This is a genomic window from Halopiger thermotolerans (genome assembly GCF_054654555.1).
Map to the genome: position 1 here is coordinate 161,947 of NZ_BAAIEU010000001.1, position 16,790 is coordinate 178,736.

Here is a 16,790-nt window from a genome sequence, read left to right on the forward strand (position 1 = left end):
AGTTCGCGTACGCGCGTACGAAGGACCATATTTGTATCGGCCGTTAGCCGCCGATCGGCGCTGCGGCCGGACGCAAACCGACGGCTGTCGACCGAGGACGATCCGAGTTCGACTCGAGAAGGATGGAATCGAACGATGACGGAGATTACAACGTTTCGACGTCGAGGACCATCACGACCTCGCCCTCGCCGAGGACGGAGGCGCCGCTGATTCCGGGCGCGCCGCTCAGGAGTCCCTCGAACGGTTTGATGACGACCTCCTCCTGGCCGACGACGTCGGAACACCGGAGGTAGACCTGCCTGACGGTGTCCTTGATCCGGATGACCATATCGTCGTCCGACGGTTCGGCCTCGGGCACGTCGAGGTGATCGCGAAGCGACAGCAGCGGGTAGACGCGCTCGTCGTGGGTGATCGTCGGCCGACCCTCGACGGACTCGACGGTCACGTCCTCGAACTCGGAGATCTCGTCGATGTTCTTGATCGGCACGCCGTACTGCTCGTCGCCGACGGTGACGAACAGCACCCGGACGATGGCGACGCTGACCGGCAGCGTGAGCGTGATGGCCGTGCCCTCGTCGGGTTCGCTCTCGACGTTGATCGAGCCGTCGACGCCGCGGACGACCTGATTGACCACGTCCATCCCGACGCCGCGGCCGCTGACCTCGGTGACCTCCTCGGTGGTCGAGAAGCCCGGGTGGAAGATGAGGTCGTACACCTCGGAGTCGTCCAGCACCTTCACCTCCTCCTCGGTCTTGATGCCCTGCTCGACCGCCTTCTCGCGGATTCGTTCGACGTCGAGCCCGGCGCCGTCGTCCTCGACGGTGATCGAGACGCGGTCGCGCTCGCGCTCCCCGACGAGTTTGATCGATCCCTCGCGGGGTTTGCCCTTCTTCTCGCGCTCCTCGGGCGATTCGATCCCGTGGTCGACCGCGTTCCGGATGAGGTGCATCAGCGGATCGCTCAGTTCGTTGAGGATCGAGCGATCCATCTCGATGTCGACGCCCTCCATCTCGAAGTCGATCTCCTTGCCCTGATCGCGGGAGATGTCCCGGACCACGCGCGGGAAGTTGCCGACGATCTTCTTCAGGGGAACGAGGCGGATCTGCAGCACCGTATCCTGCAGGCTCGAGGTGATCTTGCCGTGTTCCTCGAGTTCGTCCTCGGCCTCGACGAGGTCGTGTTCCTCGATGATCTTCCGGAGCTTGATCCGGCTGGTGACCATCTCCTCGACCTGATTGTAGAGCTGGTCGATCTGCTCGACGTCGACGCGGATGGACTCGACTTCCTGGGTGCCGTGGGAGACGCCGGAGCCGGAACCGGAACTGCCCTCGTCACTGTCGTCGGCGTCCTCGCTCGCCGCGTTGTCCGCATCGGCATCGGCGTCGAGATCATCGGTAAGCTGCCCGACGGCGACGCCGTCGACGTACCGGTTCTCGTCGTAGAAGCCGGCGATGTCGTCGCTCCCGACCGCATCGCCCGTGCGCAGGTACGCGTCGAACACGCCGCCGAACTCCTCGGACTCGAGCACGTCGTCGTCGGGGACGATCCGGACGACGTCGTACTCGTCTTCGGTCGCGTCGAGGACGAACATCGCGTCGACGTGGGGCGCGTCGTCGTTGTCGATGCTGACGGACGCCCGGTAGAGGTCCTCGTCGTCCGCGAGGTCGACGGCGTCGGCCAGGTCCTCCAGCGGAACGTCGTGGACCGCAGCCAGGTCCGAACTCGAGTCGGTACCGTCGTCGCTCGCGCTTTCCACCTCGTCTCCGCTCGCGTCCGCTTGCTCGCCGTCTTCGAGCGACGCGCGAATCTCCTCGATCGTCGCCTCCGGGTTCGTGTGGGTCTCCCCGTCGTCGGAGATCTCGTTGACCATCGCCTCGAGGTGGTCGACGCCCTCGAAGATGAGGTCCATCCGTTCGGGGGTGACCGCGAGTTCGCCGTCCCGGATGCAGTCGAGCAGGTCCTCGATCGCGTGGGCCATGTTGCTCGCCTTGGTGTAGCCCATCACGCCGAAGTTGCCCTTGAGGTTGTGCGCGACCCGGAACACCGTCTCGATGGCGTCGGCGCTCTCCGGGTCGTCCTCGAGATCCAGCAGGGCGTTGTTCAACTTCCGGATGTCCTCCTGGCTCTCTTGGACGAAGGTGCTGGTCGCGTCGCTCACGCGGACCACCCCCGGAAGGCGTTGACGACGCCTTCAGCGAGCCGCTCCTTGGGGAGGACCATGTCGACGTCGACCCGGTCGGCGGCGACCTTCGGCATCCCGTAGACGCGGGAGGTCGCCTCGTCCTGGACGATCGCCTTGCCGCCGGCCGCCTTGATCGCGGCCAGTCCCTCGGCGCCGTCGGCGCCCATGCCGGTCATGATGACGCCCGCGAGGTTGCCACGTACCGTCTCGGCCGCGGTCTCCATGGTGACGTCGATGGCCGGCTTGACGTTGTGGCGCTCGGGGCCGTCGTCGTGTTCGACGGTGAGCCGGCCGTTGCGCCAGCCGGTGACGGCCATGTGCTTGCCGCCTTTCGCCAGTACGGCCTCGCCGGGCCCGATCGTGTCGCTCCCGGTCGCTTCTCGAATGTCGTACGCTGTTCGGTCATTGAGGCGTTTCGCAAAACGCTCCGTGTAGTGATCTGCCATATGTTGGACTACCAGAATTCGTAACCCTGCTCGCTCGGGAAGTTCGGAGAGGACCCGCTCGACGACGCGCGGGCCGCCGGTCGATGCGCCGATGACCAGCGTCGGGTCGTTCGGAAACTCCGCGGCGACGTCGATCGTCGACCCGGCGGTGCCAGCGCTGGCGCCGCCGCCGGAGCCGGTACTCGGGTCGCGGTTCGACGCCGTCGATTTCGACACGTCCGCGCTCGCAACCGCTTCGACCTGTTCGATGATCTCGTCCTGCTTCGACCAGATGTCGACCGAGTTGTCGCCCGACGGCTTCGCGATGAAGTCGACCGCACCGGCCTCGAGCGCATCGAACGTCGCGTCGGCGTTTTTCGTCGTCTGCGAGCTGATGACCAGCATCGGCGTCGGGTTCTCGGCCATCACCCGCTCGATCACCTCGTGGCCCGTCAGCCCGGGCATCTGAATGTCGATCGTCGCCACGTCGGGCTCGAGACGATCGATCATCGCGACCGCCTCGGTGCCGTTCTTGGCGCGGCCGACGACCTCGACGCCGCCGTCCTCGAGGATCTTCCCGAGGGTTTCGCGCATGACCGCGGAGTCGTCGGCGATGACGGCTCGGACCATCAGTGGGCGAAACTGTGGCTCGGTCGGCGGGTCGCGGTCGTCCCTGCCCCGTCCCCGGTCGCGGTTTCGGTCTCGGTATCGGTCCCGGTCACGGCCACGGCCAGCGTCGACGCGCCACCGTCAGCCCCGGGGGCCGTAGTACTGCCGCCAGTCCCGTCGTGGGCTGCGGTGTCGCTGGTGGTGTGGGTAGTACTGCTGGTGTCGGTGCCGGCGCCGGTAGCCGTCGCGGCGCCGACCGCGAGTAGCGGTCGATCCTGCCGTGAGACGCTGGGGGAAAAAGCGGTTATCATAGCTGGTCGTCGGGAGCGGTTGCCCATCCTGGCAGCTGGATCGACGCCGTCGACGGCCCGATCGTGCTCGAGCGTGGAGCGGCGATCGGACCCGGAATCGAACCCGATCTCGTCCTCGTCCGCGAGCCCGACGGTCTCCAAACCGCCGGCACGGACGCCGTCGGAACCGTCCGCTCGAGCGTCCACGCACGCGCGTGTGGTATTGTCGACGGTCGATACGTTCACTGCCATGGAACTGGGTTGTGATGTTCGCCGCATAAAGAATTCGGCCGATCGAGGTTATTTTCCGGAGAGATTCGGGCCTCGGAATCCGAGCGAATCGTCTGGAGTCCGTTTCCGAACAGTCTCCGAACGCTGACAGGTCGGTCGAGTTGGCCGTGTAAGTTATGTAGGCAGCGTTGAAACGACCCAAGCGAATGGCGGGATCCGCTCGGCTGTGTGTGACAAATCAGAAAGGAGGCGTCGGAAAGACGACCGTTGCGATCAACCTCGCCGGTGCGTTGAACGAACGCGGACGAGACGTGCTCTTCGTCGATCTCGATCCGCAGGGCAACGCGACCGAGGGGCTGGGACTGCTCGACGCCTACGACGCCGAGCCGCCGACGCTGCTCGACGCGCTCGTGGACCCGTCCGGCGTCCCGCTCGAGGAGATCGTCTACGAGCACGCCGAGATGGACGTGCTCGCGAGCAACGTCGACATGAACGCGGCCCAGTCGACGCTGGCCGAGCAGCCGGACGGCGACGGCCGACTCGACGCGTTGCTGACCGCCCTCGAGCGCGAGGGCGACTACGACGTCGTCGTCGTCGACTGCCCGCCGCAGCTCGGACTGATCACCGACAACGCCCTCTGTGCGACCGAGAACCTCGTGATTCCGGCGCTGGCCGAATCGACGAGCAAGCGCTCGCTCGAGTTGCTGTTCGACTACGTCGGCTCCCTCGAGATGGACTACGACGTCGAGATCGAGCCGCGCGCGCTGGTCGCGAACCGCGTCGAGTACACGAACCAGGCCGACGAGATGCTCGAGTGGTTCGACGAGGCGCTGCCGGACGTGCCGCTGTTCGAGGTGCGCAAGCGCGTGGCGCTCCAGCGGGCGTTCGAGGCCGGCACCTCGATCTTCGAGGTCGAGGAGGAGGTCGACATGGAGTCGGTGTTCGAGTCGATGGCCGAGACGCTCGACGAGCGGGTCGCCCGCCGGGAGGTGTCGGCATGACCGACGACAGAGCGCGGCGGATTCGGGACATTCGTAATCGGTCGAAGGGTGAGTCGGACGAATCGGACGAGAACGCGGCTACGGACGACGCCGAGAGCGAGGTCGAGGCCGAGACAGGGACCGAGACCGACGCGGCGTCGGCGACCGAATCGTCGTCCGATTCCGAAGTCGACGAGTCGTCCGCAGGGACGGAAGGGGACGAGCGGAACGGAGCGGACGGAGAGGAACGGGAACAGGGACGGAATGGGAGCGACACGGAGCAGCCGACGGCGGAGTCGGCAACCGACGATGCCGACGGGGAGACGCTCTCCTACGACGAAACCGAAATCTCGGGGACCGCGGACTCGCTCGCCGAAGCAGCCGCGGAGCGGACCGAACCGGAACCGGCGACCGACGCCGGCGACGCCCCGATCGCGAATCAGAACGCAGCGACGACGACAGGGACCGGCGCCGGAACAGGGACCGGCGCCGAGACGACCGACGGCGTGAGCGAAGCGTCGCTGCAGGGAGCGATCGCAGGGATGTCCGACACGATGACCGTCGACGAGCGCGTCGGCGAGGCGACCGTCGACTCGACGGCCGTCATGGAGGCCGACACGTACGGCGAAGCGGCCGGCCGCGAGGAGGTGTTCGACCGGGGCGACTCGCTGATCGCGTCGACGCACAACGAGGCGGACACCGTCCAGATGCTCGAGTTCTACCTCAACGACAACCGGTACGCGATCGAGATCGGACGGGTCAGCGCGATCGTCGAGATGAAAGACATCACTCGGTTCCCCCGCGGACCGGAGGCGATCGACGGCGTCACCGACCTCCGCGGCGAGATCACTGGCGTCCTCGATCCGACCGTCATGCTCGATGTCGACCGCAACGAGCCCTCCGAGGACCACTACATCGTCGTCCTCGAGCGCGAGGGGGACGCGCAGAAACTCGGCATCCGCGTGACGGACGTCTCGCAGGCGGTCACCTACCGCGAATCTCAGATCGACGAGACGGGCGCGGTGATGGCCGCCGCGGACGCCCAACACGAGTTCGTCGAGGGAATCATCAAGAAGAACGTCGACGACGAAACGACGCTGGTCGCGTGGCTCGACATCGACGCCCTCATCGAGACCACGGAGGCGGAGTACACGCCGAGCGAGTTCGTCCGGAACTGACCGGCTGTCGATTTCATACCGCATTCGATATTTTCACTTTGAGTCGCCGAGGCGCCGGTAGCGGAGCCGCTCGAGTCGAAAGCCGCCGAGCGAGTCGATCCGCCGGGAACGTGAACGGAGAAGTGACAGTACGTCTGCCATTTATTTTAAATAGTGAAGGTTCGACCGTGAGAGTAGTGAACAATGGACCGAAAGGGTAGTGACGACCGATCCGAACCGCGGGAGCGAATCGACGCCGCCGAGAGGGGGAGCGACGATCGCGACGCTCGTTCGACCGACCGACGACGGACCGACGGCGGCAATCGACCGGCGACGACGACCGCGGCCGACCGATCGGCGGCGGTCGAGAGGGAGGAAGACGTCGACGCGGCCGGCGCGATCGACGCCGATGCCGACAGCGCCGACGCGGCCGGCGGCGAGAACGCGACGCTTCTGCGCGCCGGCTACCAGCAACTGTTCGACGGCACCGGCGTCCCGACGTTCGTGCTGGACGCCGACGGCACCATCGTCGAGTGGAACGCGGCCCTGGCCGAACTGACCGGCGTCGATCGGAGCGAAGCAGTCGGCCACGAGCACGCCTCGGAGCACTTCTATCCGGACGGCCGGCGCGCCGACACGCTCGCCGACAAGGTATTGCAGGCGCCCGAGCGCGCCCACCGCGAGTTCGGCGTCGAACGCCGCGATCCCGAGCGCAACCGGTTCGGCGACACCAGCACGATGGTCGACCGCCACGGCGAGGAGAAGCACATCGACTTCTCGGCGACGCCGCTGTACGACGACGACGGCGACGAGCTGATCGGCGTCATCGAGGTCGTCATCGACCGCACCGACATCGTCAACGAGCGGGACGCGACGGTCGATCTGGTCCAGGAGATCCGCACGACGGCCAACGAGATCAGCAGCGGGGACCTCACCGCCCGCGCCGAACGCAGCGACGACTTCGACGCGCTCGACGACGACCTGGTCGACGTCGTCGACGCCGTCAACGAGATGGCCGACAACTTAGAGACGCTCACCGGGCGGGTCACCGAGCAGGCCACGGAAATGCGCTCGGCCGTCGACGAGGCCAACGAGGCGGCCGACGAGATCGCCGGCAACGTCACCGAGCAGCACGGCCTGCTCGAGGACTCGGTCGACGAGATGCAGTCGTTCGCGGCGGGCATGGAGGAGGTCGCGGCCCAGGCCGACGAGGTCGACTCCGCGGCGCGGACGGCCCGAGAAGCCGTCGAACAGGGGCTGGACGCGGGCGAGGACGCGCGTCAGGCGACCGAGGACGTCGTCGCGATCGGGGACGAACTCGCCGAGAGCGTCGACGCTCTGGCCGAGAAGATGAACGAGATCGGCGACGTCGTCGAGGTCATCTCCGACGTCGCCGATCAGACGAACCTGTTGGCGCTGAACGCGAACATCGAAGCGGCGCGGGCCGGCGAGAGCGGCAACGGGTTCGCCGTCGTCGCCGACCAGGTCAAGAAACTCGCCGACGAGACCCAGGAGCACACCGAGGAGATCACCAAGAGCCTCGACGAGTTGCAGGCCCAGTCGGAAGACACGACCGAGGCCGTCGAGCGCTCCCACGAGCGGATCGAACACGCCGACGAGCAGATCGAGGCCGTGCTCACCTCGCTCGAGGACATCGCCGACTCGGTCGACGAGGCGGCCAACGGCATCTCGGAGGTCGCGCGGGTGATCGACGACCAGACGGCCAGCATCGAGGAGCTCACGTCGACGATGGAGACGGTCCGCGACCGCTCGGACGAGAGCGAGGCGGCCGCCGAGCGGATCGTCGCGGCGACCGACCACCAGAATCAGACGATCGAGACGCTCATGGATCGGGTCGACGAGTTACAGACCGAAGACGTCTGAGACGGGCGCTCGCGGTCTGTTTTCCGTTCTCGTACTACGTGCGCGCTTCTGCGACGGTATCGAACCGAACGACCGCTCGCCGTCGGAAGCGCATCGAGTCCGCTCGAGAAGCTACGGCGGCGGCGAAAATACCCAAAATCGCTCCAGACCCCGGTCCGCCCAAGCCGAATCAGATTCGGACGCTGGTCGGATCGATCCAGAACACGAACTCGTCGTTCCGTCGGATGACGCCGGCGATCCCTTCCCCGTCGACCGACGTGTCGACCGCGTCCGTCCAGACCTCCTGCACCTGATAGACCTCGTCGGCGAGCCAGCCGACGCGCTCGTCGGAGCCGCGCTTGCGTTTGAAGACGATGATCCGGTTGCCGATCACGGAATCGTCGTCGGTCTCGCCGAAGATCCGCCGGAGATTGACGATCTTCGTCGTCTCGCCGCGCAGATCCATGACGCCCTCGACGTGGTCCGGCGTGTTCGGCACCGCCGTCAGCTGGTCGGTGTCGACGATCTCCGCGACGTAGCCGATGTCGACGCAGTAGCGGTTCTCGCCCAGGCTAAACTCGAGCACGTGGGTGCTCGTTCTGTCCTCCTCGTCCGCAGTCGGTCGGTTCGATTTCGTCGTTGACATGTCGTTCACTTCCGGTCGATCCGGGGTCGCGTCCGTCCCCGTCGCGCCGACGGTCCGCTCGCGACCGCTCCCGGTATCGGCCCGAATCCGGTCGCCCGCGCGTTCGATGTCGTCGGTTCGTCTCGGAATTTCTCGGCGGGGTTCTTGACTTCACCGGCCACCCGTCGCCGTCCTCCCGGGGTCGCGGCCTCGATCGAGGCGGGACTTGCCGGCCGATCTAGACACAGCGATAACAGTGACTGTCGGGAAGATAAGTGTTGTTGCAGATCGAACGGGTTCGGACGCCGTATCGCCGGTGCGCGACTTTTATCCGCGTCCGGTGCCGATTTCGGGGCATGAGTGACCCACGGACGGAGTTTCTGGCCGGCGAACGGCCGGACGACGTCGCGCTCTACCTGGCCGATTCGTTCGTCGACGACGACCGCCTCGAGGAGTTCGGCGAGCGCGTCGACGGCGGCACGCTGATCGTCGTCGACGGCGAGCGCGGCCGCAGCGCGTTCCAGGCGGCGACCGGCATGGGGGCGATGCAGTTCGCCAAGACGGCGATGGAGCACGAGGGCATCGTCGACGCCGACCTCACCGGCGGCACCTGCCCGGAGACGCCCGGCGACAGCGAGGGCGACCACGAACCGGAGTTCGTCTTCGCCTTCGCGGAGGAGCGAAACGAGGACGTCGGCGGTATCTACGCCGAGGGCGACGTCATCCACGCGTACGTCCAGTGCGAGTGCGGCACCGCCTACTCCGACAAGTGGAACCCCGAACCCGAACGCGATCCGGCCGAACTCGAGGAGCTGTAAGGCCGCCGCGACCAGTTTTCGGCCGCATTCTCGAACTCGAGCGACCGCCGCCGGCTGGCGAGACCGCCGCCGACGGCAAGGTCGATTCTTTTCCGCGTCGACGCCGTAGCTACTAACACGAACCACCATGAGCTCCGTCGACACGGCCGGGCGAACCGAGCGCGGCTTCGGCCTCTCGAGTCGCGACGGCCGCGTGATCGGCGGCGCGAGCCTGCTGATGGCGATCAACGTGGCGGTGATGTACGCCTTCGTAGGGACGCCGCTGGCGGCGATCAACGACTTCCTGTTCGGGACCGCGCCGATCCTCGGCGTGATCGTCTACGGCGCAGCGATCATGGGCGGCCAGTTACTCGCCGAGCGCGGCGTCACGGGCGGCGACATGGGGATCGCCTTCGTCGGCGTCGTCGTGCTGCAACTCGCGTTCGGGATCTTCGGTGCGGGCGTCCTGCGGTTCGCCCCGCCCGAGAGCTACGTGACGATCCTCGGCGTGACGGCGATCGTCACCGCCCTCCTGACGGCGCTGATCGCCGGCTACGTCTACGCGCGGTCGACGACGTTCGAGCACTGGGGGAAGTTCGCCAACTTCGCGTTCCTCGGCGGGATCGCCGTCATCGCCGTCGGCTCGTTCGTCCTCTCGGAGTTGCTGCTCGTCGGCTTCGTGCTCGTCTTCCTCGGGTTCTTGCTGCGGCTGGGCTACGAAATCTGGCAGGTTCGGGACAACCGCAACGCCTCGGTCGGTCTCCAGACGATCGGCGTCTACGTCGCCGTCGCCGGCGTCTTCGTCCACGTGCTGCAACTGGTGATGCGGTACGTCCTCTCGAGGGAGTGAGCGAGTCGCCGGCGACGGATGATCGAGCGGCTATACGGATAGAAACGGCGACCGCCGAACGGCCGCAACGGCGGAAGCGGCGGTCAGTGAATGCCCATCGCTTCGATCTGCTCCTGATACCGGTTCCGGATGGTGACCTCCGTCACCTGGGCGACCTCCGCGACCTCGCGCTGGGTCTTCTTCTCGTTGCACAGCAGCGACGCGGCGTAGATCGCGGCGGCGGCGTACCCCGTCGGCGACTTCCCGGAGAGGAGGCCCTGCTCGGCGGTCACCTGGATGATTTCCCGGGTTTTCGCCGTGACTTCCTCGCTCAGATCGAGCTCCGAGCAGAACCGCGGCACGTACTCCTGGGGATCGACCGGCTTCAGTTCCAGACTTAGTTCCTGGGCGACGTACCGGTACGTGCGGCCGATCTCCTTGCGCTCGACGCGGGACACTTCGGCGACCTCCTCTAAGCTCCGCGGGATCCCCTCCTGGCGGCAGGCGGCGTAGAGACAGCCGGTGGCGACGCCCTCGATCGAGCGCCCGCGGATCAGGTCCTCGGCGAGCGCCCGCCGGTAGACGACACTTGCGACCTCGCGGACCGATCGCGGGATGCCAAGCGCGCTCGACATGCGGTCGATCTCGCTCAGCGCGGACTGGAGGTTCCGCTCCCCGGCGTCTTTCGTGCGGATGCGCTCCTGCCACTTGCGGAGTCGGCGCATCTGGTTGCGCTTGTCCGCCGACAGCGAGCGCCCGTAGGCGTCCGTGTTCTTCCAGTCGATCTGGGTGGTCAGCCCCTTGTCGTGCATCGCCTGGGTGGTCGGCGCGCCGACCCGGGACTTGCTCTGTCGCTCGGAGTGGTTGAACGCGCGCCACTCCGGCCCGCGGTCGATGTTGGACTCCTCGACGACCAGCCCGCAGTCCTCGCAGACGAGCTCTCGCTGGTCCCCGCTCCTGACGAGATTGTCCGAGTTACACTCTGAGCACACCCGTTCGTCCCCCGCCTGCTCCTGCTGTGCCTCGCGATCCTGCGTCGTTTCGGAGTCGTGCGTGCGCTGCCGGGTGAGCCTATCCATTACCCGATACAACCGGCCCAGTGGCTTAAGGGACGTGCTATGACAACTGGCTGTTAATAGTCGGCGATCGCGTTAGTTCTCGAGTGAGAACTGCCCCAATGAGGCCCAGTAAATCCGAAATTCGCGTTTCAACGCTCTCGAGGATGACTTACGCTGCTGGTTCGTCGCCGTCTGCGTCCGCTGCAGTCTCGTCTGCGTCTTCGTCCGCGACGACCTCGCGGAACGCGTCGAGGATGACCTGCTTCGTTACCGCTCCACGGGAAGTCCAGTGGTTCGCGAAGTCCAGCATGTCGTCGTAGATGTCGGGCTTGCAGCCCGCTGCTTTGGGGTGACCGCCGCCGTTGACCTTCCCTGCGACCTCGTGGCAGCGGTCGAACTCATCGGTCCCCCGGATGGAGGCGGAGCCGGCGGGCTTGACGATCACCGAGGCGTCGGCGCCCTCCTCGCGCATGGCTTCGGCGACCTCGTTTTGCGAGCAGCGGCCGTAGGTGACGCCGACGGTGTAGCCGCCGATCTCGCGGTACTCGGCGCGGGCGATCGCCCGGTCGATCAGCGCCTCCTTCTCGACGCGCCGCTTCTCGATGTACTCCTGCACCCAGTCGGGGAGGTCGACGCCGTACTCGCGGACGACCTCGACGTACTCCGCGGGGTCGGTCCAGTAGGCGTAGTCCGCCAAGTCGTCGCTGCGGGGATCCTCGCGCAGCCAGAGGTCGTGGTCGCGGGTGACTGCGGCCAGCTCTTCGTACATCGGCGAGAAGTCGTACTCGAGCGAGCGGTAGACGACGTCGGCCGAACACTCCTCGTCGGAATCGCCGATCACGAGGTCGACGCCGGCGTCCCGAACCGCCTGTGCAACGTCGTCGTCCCACTGGTGGTGGTCGTACCACGCGACCGAGGACGCGGTCTCCAGGGCCGCGTCGAGTTCTTCCTCGACGTATTCGTACTTATCGGGTGCGAGGTCGCAGACGAAGATGTCGATCCCGTCATCGCCGTACTCGGCGACGCGGGCCAGCGCGTCCTCGACGTCGTGCGGGCTCGCGGGGATCAGCGCGACCTCGTGAGGCGTCGGCTCGGGTTCCTCGAGCGGGCTCTCGACCTCGTCGCCCGCGAGGCCGACGGCCGTCTCCGCGGCGTCGTCGACGGCGTCGGCCGCGTCCGCGGCTTCCGTGGGTGCGTCGTCGTCTCCATCCTCGTCGTCCGGTTCGGGGACGTTCCGCACGTCGTCGTAGGCCTCCCGAATCAGGGCCACGCAGGCCAGCCCGTCGGCGTCGGGGTCGGCGACGACCGCGACCTCGGCGCCCTCGAGGGCGGCGGCCGTCTGCTCCTCCTCTAAGTCCTCCTCGACCGCGTCGGGCAGGAAGAAGCCGGTTCCCGGGAGAACGGACTTGCGGGCGAGCGGCAGATCGCCGCTGTCGATGAGTTCGTCGTACATGTTCCCCCCTGGGAGGCGGGCGGGGAAGTGCGTTCCCCTCTGCTATCGTCGCGGCGGCTCGAGAACGGTCGACTACGCGTCCGCGGCCGTCTCGGCGACCGCGTCGGTCTCGGTCCCCTCGTCGCCCGCCGGCTCGAGCTGGCGCACCGTCAGCACGGGGACCGGCGAGGTCCGGACGACGCGCTCGGCGACGCTGCCCAGTAGCAGCCGGTTCTCGCCGTGGCGCCCGCGGGTGCCGGTCGCGACCAGGTCGGCATCGATCTCGCGGGCGTACTCGCAGATCTCGGCCGCGGGGCGGCCTTCCCGGATCGCCGTTTTCACCTCCCGGTCGGCGCGGTCCTCGACGGTACCAAGCGCGGCGTCCGCGTGGGTCTCGAGGGCGGTCCGGAGTTCCTCGCGGAGCTGTTCGGGCGAGGCGTCGACCTCGCTGACGTCGACGACCGACAGCGCGTGGACCTCGGCGTCGAACCGCTCGGCGAGATCGAGCGCGACGTCGACGGCCCGCTTGACGCTCTCGGAGCCGTCGGTGGCGACCACGACCGTATCGAACATGCGCGTGGGTTCTGCCTCCGGTGGCTTAAACTCCCCTGCTCGCTGCCGTTCGGTCGCGACGCGTCGCGGGCCGATCGCGCCGTCCCCGGAGCCCCGCGCTCGAACACCTGCACTCGAACGCCTAGCCGGCGCCGAGGTCGGCGGGGGGACCTTTTTGGCATCGGCGCACACACTGGCGCGTATGGACGACAGCAAGCCGTTTTCCGTCGACACCGTTCTCGCGCCCGTCGACGGAAGCGACGAGTCCGCCACCGCCGTCGAGTACGCCGTCGCCGTCGCGGATCGGTACGACGCGTCCGTTCACGCGCTGTTCGTGCTCGGACAGGGCGTCGTCCACGGCATGGACGCCGGCACCGTCGACGAGGACGCCGTCGCCGAGGACACGCAGAACTTCCTCGAGGACGTCGGCACCATCGCCGACGAGGCCGACGTCCCCCTGTCGACGTCGATCGACGACGGGTTCTCCCAGACCCGCAAGACCCGCCACCCGGGCAACGTCGTCCTCGACACGGCCGACGAGATCGACGCCGACTTCATCGTTCTGCCGCGAGAGCCCGTCACGGATGCGGCGACCGCGGAAGTGGAAGTGCTCGAGAAGGCGGCCGAGTACGTGCTGTCGTACGCGAGTCAGCCGGTGCTGTCGGTCTAACGCGAAGCGCGACGACTCACTCCAGCAGAATCGCCATCTCCTGCTCGAAGCTCTCCGTGCCCGTCGCCTCGAAGCCGACCCGCTCGTAGAGGGCGATCGCCGGCTGGTTCCAGCGCTCGACGGTCAGCCACACATTCTCGATGCCGACATCGCTGGCGTGGCCCAGCAGGTGCTCGAGCAACTGCGTCCCGATGCCGGCCCGCTGGTAGGCCTGGAGAACGAAGATCGCCAGTTCCCACTCGACGTCGCCGCGATCCTCGATCGCGCCCGGATCGTCCGTGTCGGGAACGAGCACTGCGTGGCCGATCACGTCGCCGTCGTGGCGCGCGACGACGTTGACGCTCTCGTCGGCGATCGACTCGAGCCAGTTGCGGATGCGCTCCTCGCCGGTCGGGGGAATCCCCTGCGCACGGTCGGACGGGTCGAACTTGTCGTACATCGCGACGACGTCGTCGACGACGGCCTCGAAGTCCGTGGCGGCTCGGACCTCGATCGATCGGCCGTCGCCGTCCTCGAACGTCGCCGGCGGCGACGGGAACGGTCCGGCCCGCTCGTCCGGATACGATCGCGTCCCTGCCATCGTTATCGCACGAGCTTGACGGTCGTCGGGGCGTTCAACAGGACGAACTCGGTGATCGGGCCGAGCTGGATCTTCCCCATCGGGGAGAGCGTGCCGCCCCCGATCACCAGCTGGTCGAACTCGCCCTGCTCGGCGTAGTCGACCAGCGCGCTGCCCGGATCGCCCTCGAGGCGGACGATCTCGGCGTCGATGCCGGCCTCCTCGAGCCGGTCCTCGGCTTCCGTCGCCATCTCGTCCTGCGATCGCTTCGACTCGGGTTTGTCGAGGACGGCGACGGTGAGTTCGTCGCCGGCCTCCTGCGTCCGATCGATGGTCTGCCGGAGCGCTTTCACCGATTCGTCGCTGCCCCCGAGACCCAGTAAGACGTTCATACACGTGAGTGTGACCGCCCGGACGAAAACCGTTATGCCGGGCGGGGGGGGGGGGGGCGCCGCGGTCGTGGCTCCGCGGACCGCTGGGACCGACTGGCACACGGCTCGCGTGACGACGCTGTTAAGACCGTGTGGCGTGTACGGTGACCGAATGAGTGACGCGGCGCTCGATGTCGTGGAGTTCCTGCTCACGACGAGCGTGTATTCGGACGACAGGACGCTGGACGAGAACGATCTCCCGCCGTCGTTCCGCCGAGTTTTCTGGACCGGGGGCTCGAACGCCGGCGCCGACGGGGACGGTGACGACGAGGGTGGACCCCGGCGCCACGCCGGCATCAGTCGTCCGCTCTCGGCCACGAACAGCACGGCCCGCGAGGCGACGGGGGTCGATCAGCCCTGGGCGGCCGTCTCGGACCTGATGTTCACCGAGCGCGACGAGTTCTCCGGCACCATCACCCTCACCCAGCAGGGGATGGCCGAGCGGTGGTTCGCCGAGCGCGCCACCGACCAGCGGCTGCTCGAGAACCCGACCCTCGCCAAGCACTTCGAGGAGCACGACGAGTACGGTGACGAGTTCGACGTCACCCACGAGGAAGCCCGCGAGCGAAACCGGCCGATCCGCGCGGACCGGGTCTGGATCGACGGCCTGCTCGAGGAGTACTTCGACGACGAGGAGGACGAGGACATGCTCGACCTCGTCGAGGTGCGCGCGCCCGAGGAGGTCGACATCACGCTCGACGACCTGGTTCTCACCGAGGATCAGGAGGCCGAGATCGACAAGATCGCGAAGGCGATCGAACACCGCGACTACCTCTCGGAGATCGGCCTGCGCGAGATCGGGAAACTGCTGTTCGTCGGGCCGCCCGGCACGGGGAAAACGTCGACCGCGCAGGCGCTGGCCCGGGACATGGATCTTCCCTTCGTCGAGGTCAAGCTCTCGATGATTACCTCCCAGTACCTGGGTGAAACGGCGAAAAACGTCGACAAGACCTTCGAGGTCGCCAAGCGACTGTCGCCCTGCATCCTCTTTATCGACGAGTTCGACTTCGTCGCCAAGACGCGGCGCAGCGACGAGCACGCCGCCTTAAAGCGTGCCGTGAACACCCTGCTCAAGAGCATCGACAACATCTCGCTGATCGAGGACGACGTCCTGCTGATCGGCGCGACCAACCACCCCGACCAGCTCGACGACGCCGCCTGGCGCCGCTTCGACGAGATCATCAACTTCCCCAAGCCCGACTACAACATGCGGGCCGACATCCTCCAGGTCATCACCCGCCAGATGAAAATCGAGGAGTTCGATCCGCAACTCATCGCCGAGGCCACCGAGGGACTGACCGGCAGCGACCTCCGGATGGTGCTCCGGGAGGCGGTCCTCGAGGCGCTGACGGAGGACCGGACCACCCTCACGCAGGAGGACCTGCTCAACGCCGTCGAGGAGTTCGAGGAGCGGGACAACCTGAAGAACATGGACATGATCGAGGGCGACCACGACGCCCTGGTCGCCGGCGGCGATATCGAGGGGGCCGCGAGCGACGGTGGTCACGATCACGATCACGACCACGACCACGATCACGATCACTAACGCGACTCGGCCACCGAGCGGCGACACGCGCGGTCGAACACGGATTCTTCTGCGGACGGCGACCGAACTCGAGTGTTCGAGAGCGGTCGAGAGTGGCTCGAGAGCGGGTCGACTCGAGCGTCGATGACACCCTTTATGCAACGGGATCCAATCACACGCCCATGAGAGAGCGCGCGTCACACGGAGCGGCAGTGCCCGGGACCGACGGCGATAGCGTCGACGCTGCGGACGCGTTCGCCGAGCGGGTGCGGGCCGAACACGGGGACGCGATCCGCGACCTCGTCGTCTTCGGCGACGCCGTCCGAAGCGATCGCGACGTCCACGCCGAGGCCGAGGTCTTGATCGTCCTCGAGGAAGGCGACGAGGAGCGCGAACGCAACCTCGAGCAACTGGCCGAGACCGTCGGCGCCGAGTACGGCATCGTCTTCTCGCCGTACGTCCTCCCCGCCGAGCGAGTCGAAGACCAAGCGGATCACCCGCTGCTTCAACGAGCGTTCGCGGAAGGGCGATCCTATGTGTGACCGCACGCGCGAACGCGCCGGAGGCCCGCGGTG

At 67.1% G+C, this 16,790-nt stretch carries 17 protein-coding genes; 8 read left to right on the forward strand and 9 right to left on the reverse strand.

Annotation, left to right across the window (positions count from 1 at the left end; genetic code table 11):
* Nucleotides 1–145: 145 nt before the first annotated feature.
* From cheA to ACYQ26_RS00870, 3 genes are read right to left on the reverse strand one after another with little or no spacing between them, the layout of a single operon-like run.
* Entirely contained in the window at nt 146–2,167 is a 2,022-nt protein-coding gene (gene cheA, locus ACYQ26_RS00860; protein ID WP_459806404.1) for a chemotaxis protein CheA, read from the reverse strand.
* Nucleotides 2,155–3,237 (reverse strand): chemotaxis-specific protein-glutamate methyltransferase CheB, encoded by a 1,083-nt coding sequence (cheB, locus tag ACYQ26_RS00865; protein WP_459806405.1) that lies wholly within the window; start codon nt 3,235–3,237, stop codon nt 2,155–2,157. The genes cheA and cheB overlap by 13 nt, the downstream gene beginning before the upstream one ends.
* Nucleotides 3,237–3,758 carry a hypothetical protein gene (locus ACYQ26_RS00870; protein ID WP_459806406.1) on the reverse strand — a complete coding sequence of 174 codons (522 nt, stop codon included), beginning with the start codon at nt 3,756–3,758 and terminating at the stop codon, nt 3,237–3,239. The genes cheB and ACYQ26_RS00870 overlap by 1 nt, the downstream gene beginning before the upstream one ends.
* A 185-nt stretch (nt 3,759–3,943) precedes the next feature.
* Here ACYQ26_RS00870 and ACYQ26_RS00875 point away from each other — a divergent pair, with 185 nt between their 5' ends.
* The 3 genes from ACYQ26_RS00875 (at nt 3,944) to ACYQ26_RS00885 (ending at nt 7,758) form a co-directional block, all read left to right on the forward strand.
* Nucleotides 3,944–4,738 (forward strand): ParA family protein, encoded by a 795-nt coding sequence (locus tag ACYQ26_RS00875; protein WP_459806407.1) that lies wholly within the window; start codon nt 3,944–3,946, stop codon nt 4,736–4,738.
* Nucleotides 4,735–5,895 carry a chemotaxis protein CheW gene (locus ACYQ26_RS00880; protein WP_459806408.1) on the forward strand — a complete coding sequence of 387 codons (1,161 nt, stop codon included), beginning with the start codon at nt 4,735–4,737 and terminating at the stop codon, nt 5,893–5,895. The genes ACYQ26_RS00875 and ACYQ26_RS00880 overlap by 4 nt, the downstream gene beginning before the upstream one ends.
* A gap of 183 nt (nt 5,896–6,078) precedes the next feature.
* Nucleotides 6,079–7,758 carry a methyl-accepting chemotaxis protein gene (locus ACYQ26_RS00885; protein ID WP_459806409.1) on the forward strand — a complete coding sequence of 560 codons (1,680 nt, stop codon included), beginning with the start codon at nt 6,079–6,081 and terminating at the stop codon, nt 7,756–7,758.
* A gap of 169 nt (nt 7,759–7,927) precedes the next feature.
* On the opposite strand, the gene ACYQ26_RS00890 is transcribed toward ACYQ26_RS00885, so the two are convergent.
* Nucleotides 7,928–8,383 carry a chemotaxis protein CheW gene (locus tag ACYQ26_RS00890; protein WP_459806410.1) on the reverse strand — a complete coding sequence of 152 codons (456 nt, stop codon included), beginning with the start codon at nt 8,381–8,383 and terminating at the stop codon, nt 7,928–7,930.
* A gap of 335 nt (nt 8,384–8,718) precedes the next feature.
* On the opposite strand from ACYQ26_RS00890, the gene ACYQ26_RS00895 reads away from it, so the two are divergent.
* Both ACYQ26_RS00895 and ACYQ26_RS00900 read left to right on the forward strand, forming a co-directional pair.
* Nucleotides 8,719–9,180 (forward strand): DUF5807 family protein, encoded by a 462-nt coding sequence (locus ACYQ26_RS00895; RefSeq protein ID WP_459806411.1) that lies wholly within the window; start codon nt 8,719–8,721, stop codon nt 9,178–9,180.
* 127 nt (nt 9,181–9,307) lie between these two features.
* A complete protein-coding gene (locus ACYQ26_RS00900; RefSeq protein WP_459806412.1) occupies nt 9,308–10,009 on the forward strand; it encodes a hypothetical protein in 702 nt (233 codons plus the stop codon).
* Between the two features lie 83 nt (nt 10,010–10,092).
* On the opposite strand, the gene ACYQ26_RS00905 is transcribed toward ACYQ26_RS00900, so the two are convergent.
* The 3 genes from ACYQ26_RS00905 to ACYQ26_RS00915 all read right to left on the reverse strand — a co-directional run bounded on the left by ACYQ26_RS00905 (nt 10,093) and on the right by ACYQ26_RS00915 (nt 13,051).
* Nucleotides 10,093–11,067 carry a transcription initiation factor IIB gene (locus ACYQ26_RS00905; RefSeq protein ID WP_459806413.1) on the reverse strand — a complete coding sequence of 325 codons (975 nt, stop codon included), beginning with the start codon at nt 11,065–11,067 and terminating at the stop codon, nt 10,093–10,095.
* 148 nt (nt 11,068–11,215) lie between these two features.
* Nucleotides 11,216–12,499: a DHH family phosphoesterase gene (locus tag ACYQ26_RS00910; protein ID WP_459806414.1), complete on the reverse strand. Its 1,284-nt coding sequence runs from the start codon at nt 12,497–12,499 to the stop codon at nt 11,216–11,218.
* 72 nt (nt 12,500–12,571) lie between these two features.
* Nucleotides 12,572–13,051 carry a universal stress protein gene (locus ACYQ26_RS00915; protein ID WP_459806415.1) on the reverse strand — a complete coding sequence of 160 codons (480 nt, stop codon included), beginning with the start codon at nt 13,049–13,051 and terminating at the stop codon, nt 12,572–12,574.
* Between the two features lie 181 nt (nt 13,052–13,232).
* On the opposite strand from ACYQ26_RS00915, the gene ACYQ26_RS00920 reads away from it, so the two are divergent.
* A complete protein-coding gene (locus tag ACYQ26_RS00920) occupies nt 13,233–13,700 on the forward strand; it encodes a universal stress protein (RefSeq protein WP_459806416.1) in 468 nt (155 codons plus the stop codon).
* 16 nt (nt 13,701–13,716) lie between these two features.
* On the opposite strand, the gene ACYQ26_RS00925 is transcribed toward ACYQ26_RS00920, so the two are convergent.
* Both ACYQ26_RS00925 and ACYQ26_RS00930 read right to left on the reverse strand, forming a co-directional pair.
* Nucleotides 13,717–14,280: a GNAT family N-acetyltransferase gene (locus ACYQ26_RS00925; protein WP_459806417.1), complete on the reverse strand. Its 564-nt coding sequence runs from the start codon at nt 14,278–14,280 to the stop codon at nt 13,717–13,719.
* A gap of 2 nt (nt 14,281–14,282) precedes the next feature.
* Nucleotides 14,283–14,651 (reverse strand): universal stress protein, encoded by a 369-nt coding sequence (locus tag ACYQ26_RS00930; protein ID WP_459806418.1) that lies wholly within the window; start codon nt 14,649–14,651, stop codon nt 14,283–14,285.
* A gap of 151 nt (nt 14,652–14,802) precedes the next feature.
* Between ACYQ26_RS00930 and ACYQ26_RS00935 the strand changes: the two genes are divergently transcribed.
* Nucleotides 14,803–16,236 (forward strand): ATP-binding protein, encoded by a 1,434-nt coding sequence (locus ACYQ26_RS00935; protein ID WP_459806419.1) that lies wholly within the window; start codon nt 14,803–14,805, stop codon nt 16,234–16,236.
* Nucleotides 16,237–16,397: 161 nt separating this feature from the next.
* Complete coding sequence (locus tag ACYQ26_RS00940) at nt 16,398–16,757, forward strand: hypothetical protein (protein WP_459806420.1); 360 nt, start codon at nt 16,398–16,400, stop codon at nt 16,755–16,757.
* The last annotated feature ends 33 nt before the right edge of the window (nt 16,758–16,790 follow it).